The following is a 12,683-nucleotide window of genomic DNA, read 5'->3' as shown; positions in this document are numbered from 1 at the left end:
ATATTCTCGATGGCTTGGATTACATGATACCGAAGAAACGAGCTGCGATACCTACTGCAAAGAGCGCAAGAATGATTGTGATTGGTGATACTTTTTTCTTAAGCAACCACATGCAGAGGAAAGTAAGGAGAAGTCCCATCAATCCTGGGATCAATGAGTTCAACTGGCCTTGAAGAGTTTGTGGTTGAATCTTATCTAAGCTCAATCCACCAAGTGCTTGACCAAGAATTCCCTTCAATTCAGCACCTGATACAGGACCTTCTGGGAAGTTGATGTAAGCACCTTCTGCCAATTGTTTACCTGGAAGGTTAACAGTAAAGTTGATAGACACCCAACGTTGTACAAGAACGGCAAGGATGAACATACCGAGGATAGAAGCTCCTTTAGTGATGTCTTTCAAGATACCACCAGACATGTCTTTAGTGATTTCAGATCCAGCTTTGTAACCGAACTCTTGTGTATACCATAGGAAGGCCATACGGATAGCATTCCATCCAAAGAAGAAGAGAAGTGGGCCAACAATGTTACCAGATGCAGCAAGTGATGCACCAAGGGCTCCAAGGATAGGACGAACTGTAAACCAGAATACTGGGTCACCGATACCAGCAAGAGGTCCCATCATACCGATTTTAACCCCTTGGATAGCCGCGTCGTCGATTTCAACACCGTTAGCGCGCTCTTCTTCAAGTGCAAGAGTAACCCCCATGATTGGAGCAGCTACGTATGGGTGAGTGTTGAAGAACTCAAGGTGACGCTCAAGAGCAGCCGCTTGGTCTTCTTTTTTAGTGTACAATTTTTTGATAGCTGGGATCAATGAGTAAGCCCAACCCAAGTTTTGCATACGTTCGTAGTTCCAAGAACCTTGAAGGAATTGTGAACGCCACCAAACTTTTTGACGATCTGATTTTGATAATTGAATTTTTTCAGCCATGATTGTTCCCCTTTCTAGTAGTCTTCTAGGATATCACCGATTGGGTCGTTAGAAGTTGCAGCTCCGCCGCCACCGTTTCCACCTTGTTTTGTAAGGTTAAGGTAGATGAAGGCAAGGGCAACACCGATGACACCAAGGGCAATCAAAGTCAATTGAGAGATCGCTGCAAGAGCGAAACCGATAGCGAAGAATGGCCATACTTCACGAGTCGCCATCATGTTGATAACCATAGCGTAACCAACGGCAACAACCATAGCACCACCGACAGCCATACCACCATTCAACCATTCTGGCATTAGGCCAAGAGCGTCTTTAACAGCAGAAGCTGGGATAGCGATAAGGAAGGCTGCAGGGATAGCGATACGAAGACCTTGAAGAACAAGCGCAAAGTAGTGAGCGCGTTCAACAGCTGCAATGTTTCCTTCTTTTGCAGCTGCGTCAGCAGAGTGAACCAAGGCAACTGAGATTGTACGAACAATCATTGTCAAGAAAAGTCCAGCTACGGCAAGAGGGATAGCTGTTGCAGTTGCAACGGCGATACCTTCAGTAGTAAAGTTACCACCTTTAATCAAGATGATCGCTGCGGCAACAGATGCAAGAGCAGCGTCAGGAGCTACGGCAGCTCCGATGTTTGCCCAACCGAGGGCGATCATTTGAAGAGATCCACCAAGCATAACACCTGCTTCGAGGTTACCAGTTGCAAGTCCGATAAGGGTACATGCGACGATTGGTTGATGGAATTGGAATTGGTCGAGGATACCTTCAAGACCTGCAAGGAAGGCAACAACTACAACCAAGATAGCAGAAATGATTGAAATATCTGACATGGTTTTATTCCTTTTCTATTTAGTTTTAATAAAGTATTTAATCTTGTTTTCAAAAATGATAGAAACAGATTAAAATTATTGAACGTTTGCTTTCTTAATCAAGTCAAACAAATCTTTTTTCGTGTCGTTTGGTACTTTACGTACATCAAATTCAACACCGAGGTCACGCATTTTTTCAAATGTTGCAACATCGTCTTTGTCCATAGACAAAACGTTGTTAATCATTGTTTTACCTGTTGAGTGAGCCATAGAACCAACGTTAAGGGTTTTGATTGGCACGCCACCTTCGATGGCACGAAGGGCATCTTGAGGTGTTTCAAACAAGATAAGAGCATGTGTGTTACCAAAACGAGGATCTTTTGCAACCTCAATCAATTTTTTGATTGGTACAACGTTCGCTTTTACTCCATTAGGAGCTGCTTGTTTGATCAATTCTTTACGCAACTCGTCGTTTGCAACGTTGTCTGAAGCAACGATGATACGATCTGCTTTTGAATCTGGAGTCCAAGCAGTGGCAACCTGACCGTGAAGGAGACGAGTGTCTAGACGAGCAAGGTTGATTTTCAGTTTACCGTCACCGATAACTGTTCCTTCAGGAATAGCAGCTTGTGCAACTGGAGCAGCTGCAGCAGCTGCAGCAGTTGCAACTTCCTCAACTGGGTTAAGCTCTTCTGGAAGAGCCTTGATGCCATCTTTGGCTTCTTTAATGATATTCGCAGCGACTTTATCCACACCTGCAGTAGCATCCATAAGGCGCTCAGTGTAGGCTTGGATCAACATCGGCAAGTTCAGCCCTGTGATGATGGCAAACTTACGCTCAGGATTTTCTCCCATCACGCGGCTAGCTTGGTTGAATGGAGATCCACTCCAAAGGTCAGCCAATACTAGAACCTCATCTTCTGCGTCAAATGCAGCCACAGCGTTGTTGAATTTAGCGTATAGATCATCTGGACCTTCGTTTGGCATAAAGGTTACAACTTGAACCTTTTCTTGTTCACCAAAGATCATAGATCCGGACTGATGAATACCCGCAGCAAATTCGCCGTGGCTCGCAATAATGATTCCGATACTCATTATTGTCATTCCTCCTTTAAAATGTTTGACTGTGTGTTTAAGAAAACTTTAAGCCTAACTTTAAGTATAAACCGTTTTCAAACAAAAAGCAACCATTTCTTATAAATATGTGTTAATTTTCAATGAAAACTCGTTTACAAAATGTTAATATATAAACATTTTGTGGAAATGTATGAAAAAATAAGAGAGTAATTTAATATAAAAAAATGAAAACAGGCCGATTAATTGAAAAATTGTGAAAATCAAAAAAGCTAGCACAAGCTAACTTTTTGAGCATTAAGCGTTATAGGAATAAATCTTGTAGGGTATGGGCAACACCATCTTCATCATTTGTCAGAGAGAGTTGCTCATCAGCATATGGTAGCAAATCGGGATTGGCATTTTTCATGGCATATCCCTTGCCTGCAAAAGCCAGCATTTCGGTGTCATTGTGTTCATCTCCAAAGGCAATCAGGTCTTTTTTATCACGGTTCATAACATTGAGCAAGTATTCTAAAGCAAAGGCTTTGTTGACCCCTTTTGGTGTACATTCGAGAATGTTAAGAGGGCCTCCCCAGGTATTGATTGCTAATTGGTGTTGGTAAAAACGATTCATCTCATCTGCTAGCGCGTATTTATCATCGACTCTTGTTTGCAAGAGGATACAGTTAGGGTCCTTGGTCACCAATTCAGATTTGAATTGATTTTCTGGTTGGAAATTTTCTACACCAAATAGTTTGGGATTTGCAATTTCTTCATTAGGAGCCGTGATATAAAATTTCTTGCGGTATTCTCCTGCAATAAAGTCGGCTTGGATATCCTCTTTGCGTTTGACCATGTCTAAGAGGTATTTTTTGTCCAAGGTCAAGCACTTTTCATGCGCCCAAGCACGACCTGGCAGATGGGTAAGGGAACCATTGAAGTTAATCATGGGGGTGTGCAACTCTAATTCCTGATAAAATTCTTTTGCCATACGGTAAGGGCGCCCAGTAGTGATGATGACATGGTGGCCTTTTTCAGCAATTCGTTTAATTGTGTTTCGAGTAAAATCTGAAATCTTACTCTCTGAGTTGAGCAGGGTTCCGTCCAAATCGACGGCGATAATTTTTTTAGTCATATAAACCTTCCTAGTAGATCCCTGATAAGATGACTACTATTATATCAAAAAGAAAGCAGAAAAACAGGCTTGAAACAAAAAATAAAAATTTCATTTTGTTAAATAAATCAAACAAACATATTGAAAAGGTGAATGATAAATGATATAATACTCTCATTGTTCGTAAAAAACAAAAGGAGATTAAAGATGGACAAACTATTTAAACTAAAAGAGCACGGGACAGATGTCCGTACAGAGGTGCTTGCTGGTTTAACAACATTCTTTGCAATGAGTTACATTCTCTTTGTAAACCCTCAAATGCTTTCCCAAACGGGTATGCCTGTTCAAGGTGTGTTCTTGGCAACGATTATCGGTTCTGTAGTCGGTACTTTGATGATGGCTTTCTATGCTAATTTGCCATACGCACAAGCACCAGGTATGGGACTAAATGCCTTCTTCACATTTACAGTTGTATTTGGGATGGGCTATACTTGGAAAGAAGCTCTTGGTATGGTCTTCATTTGTGGAATTATTTCATTGATTATTACCTTGACAAATGTTCGTAAAATGATCATCGAATCTATTCCCACAACACTTCGTTCAGCTATTTCCGCTGGTATTGGTGTTTTCCTTGCCTATGTTGGGATTAAGAATGCTGGTCTCTTGAAATTCTCAATTGACCCAGGTACTTATACTGTAGCAGGTGAAGGAGCAGACAAGGCTCAAGCTGCACTTACTGCAAACTCCGCAGCTGTTCCAGGATTGGTAGACTTCAATACTCCAGCCGTATTGGTGGCTCTTGCAGGTCTGGCTATTACCATCTTCTTTGTTGTTAAAGGCATCAAGGGTGGAATCATTCTTTCTATTTTAACAACGACTGTGCTTGCCATTGCTGTTGGTGTTGTCAAATTATCAGGGATTGACTTTGCTAGCAACAATCTTTCAGCAGCGGTTAATGATTTAGGAACTTTGTTTGGTGCTGCTCTTGGTTCAGAAGGTTTAGGCTCTTTGATTTCAAACACTTCACGTTTACCAGAAACCTTGATGGCCATTCTTGCCTTCTCACTAACGGATATTTTTGATACAATCGGTACTCTTATCGGTACTGGTGAAAAAGTTGGTATCGTTGCGACAAGTGGGGAAAACCATGAGTCCGCTAAATTGGACAAGGCTCTTTACTCTGACTTGGTGGCAACTTCAGTAGGTGCCATTGCAGGTACTTCAAACGTTACAACCTATGTTGAGTCTGCGGCGGGTATCGGCGCTGGTGGACGTACTGGGTTGACAGCCCTAGTGGTTGCGATCTGTTTTGCTCTATCTAGCTTCTTTAGCCCACTTCTAGCGATTGTTCCGACAGCTGCAACAGCACCAATTTTGATCATCGTCGGAATCATGATGCTTTCTAACTTGAAAAATATCCCTTGGGATGATATGGCTGAAGCGGTTCCTGCCTTCTTCACATCTATCTTTATGGGATTCAGCTACTCTATCACACAAGGGATTGCTGTTGGTTTCTTGACATATACCTTGACAAAAGTTGTCAAAGGTCAAGCCAAGGATGTGCACGTAATGATTTGGATTTTGGATGCCTTGTTTATCCTTAACTATATCAGTATGGCGCTATAAATGGTATAATTAAAAAGGGGAGTCTCCCCTTTTTAATTATAAGGAGGTACATCATGAAAGATAAGACGATTTGGCAAGAGGTTTTGAACAGAGGGAAATGGGTGCTCATCCTTTTGGTAGCTTTTGTTCTATCTCAATTTCCCATAGGACTTGCTTTGTTTTTAGCAAACAAACAGTTTCCGATTTTACAGTCAGGTCTCTTAGTAGGTGCTCTATCCATAGTCGTTTTGATTGTATTCATTATTGGTGCACGAAAAACACAACTTGCTACTTTTAATCTATCCTTTTTTAAGGCAAAAGATTTGGCTCGCTTGGTACTGAGTTATCTAGTGATTTTTGCGACAAATCTCTTGGGTTCACTCCTGCTTCGACTAACAAATGAGGCAACAACCAATAACCAATCAATACTGAATGGTTTGGTTCAGAATAGTTCCTTGATTTCAACTTTCTTTCTACTAGTCTTGATTGCGCCGATTTGTGAAGAAATTTTGTGTCGTGGAATTATTCCCCAAAAGATCTTCCGTGGAAAAGAAAAACTTGGCTTTGTTGTTGGTGCAATCGTCTTTGCCTTGCTCCATACGCCAACCAATCTGCCTTCTGTGATTATTTATGGAGGAATGTCAACGGTTTTGACTTGGACAGCCTATAAGACTGAGCGTTTGGAGATGTCCATTTTACTTCATATGATTCTCAATGGTATTGCATTTTGTTTGTTGGCCTTATTGGTATTGATTAGTAGAAATCTAGGCCTATCATTCTAAGCCATTGACCTACTTGGAAAAGATGAATACTAGCGTGTCCATCTTTTTCTTTTTATGGTAAAATAGAGAGATAATATGGTAAAGAACCTTAAGGGAGTAACCGTTATGTCCAATAAAGTCAACCACGTAAAAACAGCCATTTGCGGCATTATCAATGTAACCCCAGACTCCTTTTCGGATGGCGGTCAATTTTTTGCTCTTGACCAGGCGCTCCAGCAAGCTCGTAAATTGATAGCAGAAGGAGTGAGCATGCTAGATATCGGTGGAGAATCGACTCGACCGGGCAGTAGCTATGTTGAGATAGAAGAGGAAATCCAGCGTGTTGTTCCAGTGATTAAAGCTATCCGTGAGAAAAGTGATGTTCTCATTTCCATCGATACTTGGAAAAGTCAGGTGGCAGAAGCTGCCTTGGCTGCTGGTGCCAATCTGGTAAATGACATTACGGGTCTCATGGGAGATGAGAAAATGGCGGATGTGGTTGCTAAGGCTGGTGCGAAAGTAGTCATCATGTTTAATCCAGTCATGGCTCGACCTCAGCATCCTAGCTCGCTCATATTTCCTCATTTTGGATTTGGTCAGGCTTTTACAGAGGAAGAGTTAGCTGACTTTGAAAAAATGCCAATTGAAGACTTGATGGAGACTTTCTTTGAACGAGCTCTAGTGAGAGCGAATCAAGCTGGGATAGTAAGAGAAAACATTCTGCTGGATCCAGGGATTGGCTTTGGTCTGACCAAGAAAGAAAATCTGCTCCTTCTACGGGATCTGGATAAACTACACCAACAAGGCTATCCAATCTTTCTTGGAGTTTCGCGTAAGCGATTTGTCATCAATGTCCTAGAAGAAAATGGTTTTGAAGTTAATCCTGAAACGGAAGTCGGTTTCCGCAATCGGGACACAGCTTCAGCTCATGTAACCAGTATCGCTGCAAGACAGGGTGTCGAAGTAGTGCGCGTGCACGATGTAGCCAGTCACAAGATGGCGGTTGAAATTGCGTCAGCCATTCGTTTGGCAGATGATGCAGAAAATCTAGATTTAAAACAATATAAGTAAGATGAACGAAATTCAAAACAATCAGTGGATCGCCCACTACCGGACGGACCAACCAAATTTTGGTTTAGAACGCATGGTAGAACTCCTAGCCCTGCGAGGTAATCCCCATCTCAAACTTAAGGTCATCCATATCGGAGGGACCAATGGCAAGGGATCTACCATTGCTTTTTTGAAAAAGATGCTGGAAAAGCTAGGTCTGAGAGTAGGTGTATTCAGCTCACCCTATCTCATTCATTATACGGATCAGATTAGCATCAATGGGGAATCCATCCCAGAAGCGAGACTAGAAGCCCTCATGGCAGTTTATCGCTCTTTGCTTGAGGGGGAGAAAGGCGCTGCTTTAAAAGGAACAACCGAGTTTGAGATTATCACAGCTCTAGCTTATGATTATTTTGCCACTGAAAAAGTTGATGTGGCTATCATGGAAGTCGGCATGGGTGGACTTTTGGATAGTACCAATGTCTGCCAGCCTATTCTGACAGGAATTACGACCATTGGCTTAGACCATGTATCCCTACTTGGTGATACCTTGGAAGCTATAGCAGAGCAGAAAGCTGGTATTATCAAGCAAGGCATTCCCTTGGTGACAGGTCGCATTGCTCCAGAAGCCTTGGCTGTTATCGATCGTATTGCGGAAGGCAAACATGCACCGAGACTTGCCTACGGGGCGGATTATCAGGTTCGTCATCAAGAAAGCGTGGTAGCGGGTGAAATCTTTGATTATACCAGTTCTGTCAGACAAGGTCGCTTCCAGACAGGTCTGCTGGGCTTGCATCAGATCGAGAATGCGGGGATGGCGCTTGCTCTCCTAGACACTTATTGTCAGGAGACTGGACGAGAATTAGCAAGTAATGCCTTAGTTGCTCAAGCCCTTGAGGAAACCAGATGGCCAGGGCGTTTGGAGGTCGTGTCTGGCGCCCCCTTGCTGCTTTTGGATGGGGCCCACAATCCGCATGCTATCAAGGCTTTGTTGAATACCTTGCAAGAACGCTTTGCTGACTATCATAAAGAAATTCTCTTTACTTGTATCAAAACCAAGGCCTTGGAAGATATGCTGGATTTGCTAGGGGAAATGCCAGATACCGAGCTTACCCTGACACATTTTGACGATAGTCGGGCGACGGATGAAAGAGTATTGAAAGAGGCAGCTGAGTCTAGAAATCTCAACTATCAAAGTTGGCAGGATTTTCTAGAGCAGAAATTGACAGATAAAAAAGAAAAGAAACAAACAGTTAGGATTGTCACAGGTTCCTTGTATTTCTTGAGCCAAGTGAGAGCCTATCTGATGGAGAGGAAGAACGAGAATGGATACACAAAAGATTGAAACGGCTATAAAAATGATTATTGAGGCTGTTGGTGAGGACGCTAACCGCGAGGGCTTGCAGGAAACACCTGCCCGTGTAGCTCGTATGTACCAAGAGATTTTTTCAGGTCTTGGTCAGACTGCGGAGGAACATTTGTCAAAATCTTTTGAGATTATTGATGACAATATGGTAGTGGAAAAGGATATCTTTTTCCACACTATGTGTGAACACCACTTTTTGCCCTTTTATGGGAGAGCGCACATTGCCTATATTCCAGATGGTCGTGTGGCAGGCTTGTCCAAGTTAGCCCGTACGGTTGAAGTCTATGCTAAAAAGCCACAGATTCAAGAACGGTTGAATATCGAAGTGGCCGATGCCTTGATGGACTATCTGGGGGCTAAGGGAGCCTTTGTTGTCATTGAGGCCGAGCATATGTGTATGAGCATGCGTGGTGTCAGAAAGCCAGGCACTGCGACTTTGACCACTGTAGCCCGTGGTGTATTTGAGACGGATAAAGACCTCCGAGATCAGGCTTATCGTCTAATGGGACTATAAAAAGAATCCGCTTCATGCGGATTTTTCTAGAAAGGACTAGTTATGGATCAACTGCAGATTAAAGATTTGGAAATTTTTGCCTATCATGGTCTTTTTCCTAGTGAAAAAGAGCTAGGGCAAAAGTTTGTCATTTCGGCGACCCTATCCTATGACATGACCAAGGCGGCGACAGACTTGGATTTGGCGGCTTCTATCCATTACGGCGAACTTTGTCAGCAGTGGACAGCTTGGTTTCAGGAAACCACTGAGGACTTGATTGAAACAGTAGCCTACAAACTAGTTGAACGTACCTTTGAGACTTATCCTCTTGTCCAAGAAATTGAGTTGGAACTCAAAAAACCTTGGGCTCCGGTTCATTTGTCGTTGGATACCTGCTCAGTAACCATCAATCGTCGCAAGCAACGAGCCTTTATCGCCCTAGGAAGCAATATGGGGGATAAGCAAGCAAACTTGGAACAAGCGATTGACAAACTGCGAGCTCGAGGTATCTACATTCTCAAAGAGTCCAGTGTCTTGATGACGGAGCCTTGGGGCGGTGTGGAACAAGCTAGTTTTGCCAATCAGGTGATTGAAGTAGAAACCTGGCTTCCAGCACCAGTCTTGTTAGAAACCTTGTTAGCCATTGAGTCAGAAATGGGGCGGGTTCGAGAGGTTCATTGGGGACCTCGTTTGATCGATTTGGATCTGCTCTTTGTAGAAGACCAGGTCATCTATACAGACGAGCTCATCTTGCCTCATCCTTATATAGCAGAACGCCTCTTTGTCCTTGAACCTTTATTGGAAATAGCTCCCCATTTTATTCATCCAATCTTAAAACAACCAATTCGTTACTTGTATCAAGAATTGAACAAATAGAAAAAACTCTAGTTCCTCAGCAGTTTGCGCCGAGAAGCTAGAGTTTTTAAAATAGGTCATTTTCTTCAGGAAGGAGGATGGTTTCTTTCCCGTCCATGTCTAAAACAAGGACCCGAGGAGGGTAAAGAGGGTCAAAGGGATGATTAAAATCAAAGTCGATACTAGTCGGCAGGTGCTGACTAGAGAAATGGAAGGTGATGGTTCCCTCGTTATTTAGCAGTTGAAATTCAAGTTCCTCTTCTAATTCAAAGACATTTTTCAAAAAATGATCGATAATAAACCATAAAGAGTCGATAACATCGTCAGGCAAGCTGGTCACAACGCCAAAACTGGCCGAACGTCTCTGAGTATTTGTAAAAGCCATAAACATTCCCTCCCTCCTTTTATTTTTCCTTATCATACAGCAAAACATCCCAAAAATCAAGAAATCGTACTCACTTTTTCAAAATGGGAATAGGTTGTGAAATTTTTTCAAAGTTTCTCTAAAAAATACTTGAAAGTGTTTACAATAAGTGATAAAATGGAGTAAGCAGATGTATGAAAGCGAAATTTTCAATATAGAAAGGAAACAGAATGAACACAGATGATACAGTAACGATTTATGATGTTGCCCGTGAAGCTGGGGTTTCAATGGCAACTGTTAGCCGTGTAGTGAATGGCAATAAGAACGTCAAAGAGAATACTCGTAAAAAAGTTCTAGAGGTGATTGATCGTCTTGACTACCGTCCAAATGCGGTAGCGCGTGGCTTGGCCAGCAAGAAAACCACGACAGTCGGTGTTGTAATTCCAAATATCACCAATGGCTATTTTTCAACCCTAGCCAAGGGGATTGATGATATTGCAGAGATGTATAAGTACAATATCGTCCTAGCCAACAGTGATGAAGACGATGAAAAAGAAGTTTCAGTAGTTAATACTCTCTTTTCAAAACAAGTTGATGGTATTATCTTTATGGGCTATCACTTGACTGAAAAGATTCGTTCAGAATTTTCTCGTTCTCGGACACCAGTTGTCCTTGCAGGAACGGTGGATATCGAACACCAGTTGCCAAGTGTTAATATTGACTACAAACAAGCAACGATTGATGCAGTAACTCATTTGCTTCAGGAAAATGAAAAGATTGCCTTTGTCAGTGGGCCACTTGTTGATGATATCAACGGCAAAATTCGATTGATTGGTTACAAGGAAGCATTGAAAAAGGCAGGAATCCCTTATAGCGAGGGCTTGGTATTTGAGTCTAAATACAGCTATAATGATGGCTATGCCTTGGCAGAGCGCTTGGTTTCTTCACAGGCTACAGCCGCGGTTGTGACAGGTGATGAATTGGCTGCGGGTGTGTTAAATGGCTTGGCAGATCACGGTATTTCTGTACCAGAAGAGTTTGAAATCATCACGACAGATGATTCTCAAATTGCACGATTCACTCGTCCAAACTTGACTACTATTGCCCAACCTCTTTATGACCTAGGCGCTATCAGCATGCGTATGTTGACCAAGATTATGCATAAGGAAGAGTTGGAAGAACGTGAAGTTCTCCTGCCTCACGGTTTGACAGAACGTCGTTCGACACGAAAACGCAAATAGAAAAAATCAGGGAATCGAGAAGATTTCCTGATTTTCAATTTTAACCTTCCATGTAATTGCGAAGTTCTTGTCCTTTTAGCCCAGCGTTGATAGCAATCAATAATTTGAGGCGCGCTTTTTGAGCATTGAGTTCTTTGACAAAGAAAACGCCAGCTCGTTGCAACTGCACTCCTCCGCCTTGGTAGGCATAAACAGGTTCTGCAATGCCGTTAAAACAACGTGAAACCAAGGCGACTGGAATGTCTTTTTGGAGGAGACTTTCTAATTTTTGAGCTGTTTCTTTGGGTACATTACCTGCTCCAAAAGCTTGAACGACTAATCCATCTAGGTGATCTAGGTCAAGCATATCAATTAGCTCGTCTGTCATACCTGCATAGGCCGAGATGATGGGAACTAGACCTTGAATATGCTCGAGATCAAAACGGACACGAGGCTCAGCTGTTTTGAAGTAGAGGATTTCTTGCTTCATGATGAGACCGAGAGGCCCGTGAGTAGGAGTTTGAAAGGTACCGACGTTGGTCGTATGGGTTTTGGTAACATACTTTGCTGCGTGAATCTCATCATTCATGACGACCAGCACACCCTTGTCAGCTGACTTGTCATCGCTTGCGACTCGCAAAGCGCTCAGGTAGTTATAAACGCCATCGCTACCGAGTTCGTTGGAACTACGCATAGCTCCTGTTAGAACGATGGGCATGTTGGGGATTTTCATGGTATCAAGGAAGTAGGCTGTTTCTTCCAAAGTGTCCGTCCCATGTGTAATCACAACCCCATCGTAGTTGCCTGCTTCCTCCTTAATCTTATGGTAGAGGGCTAGCATGTGTTTGGGTTTGATATGGGGGCTCGGTAGGTTAAAAAAGTCTAGGGCATGGACCTCTATCCCTTTAAGAGGATTGGTGACATGGTTCATGGGATTGTCCTGGCTGGTCACAACTGCGCCAGAGGCGTCTGCTTGCATGGAAATAGTCCCACCTGTATGTAAAACAAGGATTTTCTTAGGCATGAATTACTCACTCTCTCTGAAATGTGGTATAATCATTG

13 protein-coding genes are annotated in these 12,683 nt (G+C 42.7%); 7 read left to right on the top strand and 6 right to left on the bottom strand.

The features are described 5' to 3' along the window. Positions 1–19 precede the first annotated feature (19 nt). The 4 genes from FQT28_RS08655 to FQT28_RS08640 all read right to left on the bottom strand — a co-directional run bounded on the left by FQT28_RS08655 (position 20) and on the right by FQT28_RS08640 (position 3,928). Positions 20–931 (bottom strand): PTS system mannose/fructose/sorbose family transporter subunit IID, encoded by a 912-nt coding sequence (locus FQT28_RS08655; protein WP_000818317.1) that lies wholly within the window; start codon positions 929–931, stop codon positions 20–22. A 14-nt stretch (positions 932–945) separates the two neighbouring features. Next, positions 946–1,758: a PTS mannose/fructose/sorbose transporter subunit IIC gene (locus FQT28_RS08650; RefSeq protein ID WP_084948395.1), complete on the bottom strand. Its 813-nt coding sequence runs from the start codon at positions 1,756–1,758 to the stop codon at positions 946–948. A 75-nt stretch (positions 1,759–1,833) separates the two neighbouring features. Continuing rightward, positions 1,834–2,832: a PTS sugar transporter subunit IIB gene (locus FQT28_RS08645; protein WP_143989944.1), complete on the bottom strand. Its 999-nt coding sequence runs from the start codon at positions 2,830–2,832 to the stop codon at positions 1,834–1,836. A gap of 283 nt (positions 2,833–3,115) precedes the next feature. Continuing rightward, positions 3,116–3,928 carry a Cof-type HAD-IIB family hydrolase gene (locus FQT28_RS08640; RefSeq protein ID WP_084925523.1) on the bottom strand — a complete coding sequence of 271 codons (813 nt, stop codon included), beginning with the start codon at positions 3,926–3,928 and terminating at the stop codon, positions 3,116–3,118. Between the two features lie 186 nt (positions 3,929–4,114). Here FQT28_RS08640 and FQT28_RS08635 point away from each other — a divergent pair, with 186 nt between their 5' ends. From FQT28_RS08635 to folK, 6 genes are all read left to right on the top strand, one after another. Further along, positions 4,115–5,533, top strand: coding sequence for an NCS2 family permease (locus FQT28_RS08635; RefSeq protein WP_000359241.1), 1,419 nt, complete (start codon positions 4,115–4,117; stop codon positions 5,531–5,533). Between the two features lie 53 nt (positions 5,534–5,586). Continuing rightward, positions 5,587–6,294, top strand: coding sequence for a CPBP family intramembrane glutamic endopeptidase (locus tag FQT28_RS08630; RefSeq protein ID WP_000653643.1), 708 nt, complete (start codon positions 5,587–5,589; stop codon positions 6,292–6,294). Positions 6,295–6,369: 75 nt separating this feature from the next. After that, positions 6,370–7,344, top strand: coding sequence for a dihydropteroate synthase (gene folP / locus FQT28_RS08625; RefSeq protein ID WP_185952366.1), 975 nt, complete (start codon positions 6,370–6,372; stop codon positions 7,342–7,344). Position 7,345: 1 nt separating this feature from the next. Continuing rightward, positions 7,346–8,668: a bifunctional folylpolyglutamate synthase/dihydrofolate synthase gene (locus tag FQT28_RS08620; protein ID WP_125449986.1), complete on the top strand. Its 1,323-nt coding sequence runs from the start codon at positions 7,346–7,348 to the stop codon at positions 8,666–8,668. After that, positions 8,649–9,203 (top strand): GTP cyclohydrolase I FolE, encoded by a 555-nt coding sequence (gene folE, locus FQT28_RS08615; protein ID WP_125449988.1) that lies wholly within the window; start codon positions 8,649–8,651, stop codon positions 9,201–9,203. Before FQT28_RS08620 ends, folE begins: the two co-directional genes overlap by 20 nt. A gap of 42 nt (positions 9,204–9,245) precedes the next feature. Next, positions 9,246–10,058, top strand: coding sequence for a 2-amino-4-hydroxy-6-hydroxymethyldihydropteridine diphosphokinase (folK, locus tag FQT28_RS08610; RefSeq protein ID WP_125449990.1), 813 nt, complete (start codon positions 9,246–9,248; stop codon positions 10,056–10,058). A 46-nt stretch (positions 10,059–10,104) separates the two neighbouring features. Here folK and FQT28_RS08605 read toward each other — a convergent pair whose 3' ends face one another. Beyond that, positions 10,105–10,422: a DUF960 domain-containing protein gene (locus FQT28_RS08605; RefSeq protein WP_000886039.1), complete on the bottom strand. Its 318-nt coding sequence runs from the start codon at positions 10,420–10,422 to the stop codon at positions 10,105–10,107. Between the two features lie 209 nt (positions 10,423–10,631). On the opposite strand from FQT28_RS08605, the gene ccpA reads away from it, so the two are divergent. Next, positions 10,632–11,642, top strand: a complete 1,011-nt coding sequence (gene ccpA / locus FQT28_RS08600; RefSeq protein ID WP_038804599.1) for a catabolite control protein A — start codon at positions 10,632–10,634, stop codon at positions 11,640–11,642. A gap of 40 nt (positions 11,643–11,682) precedes the next feature. Here the strand turns inward: ccpA and FQT28_RS08595 are convergent, their stop codons facing one another. Beyond that, positions 11,683–12,645: an asparaginase gene (locus FQT28_RS08595; protein ID WP_125449992.1), complete on the bottom strand. Its 963-nt coding sequence runs from the start codon at positions 12,643–12,645 to the stop codon at positions 11,683–11,685. Positions 12,646–12,683: the final 38 nt, after the last annotated feature.

Origin of the sequence: Streptococcus oralis, assembly GCF_901543815.1 — a bacterium.
Classification (GTDB): Bacteria; Bacillota; Bacilli; order Lactobacillales; family Streptococcaceae; genus Streptococcus; species Streptococcus oralis_CM.
This window is presented reverse-complemented; position numbering and strand designations above follow the sequence as displayed.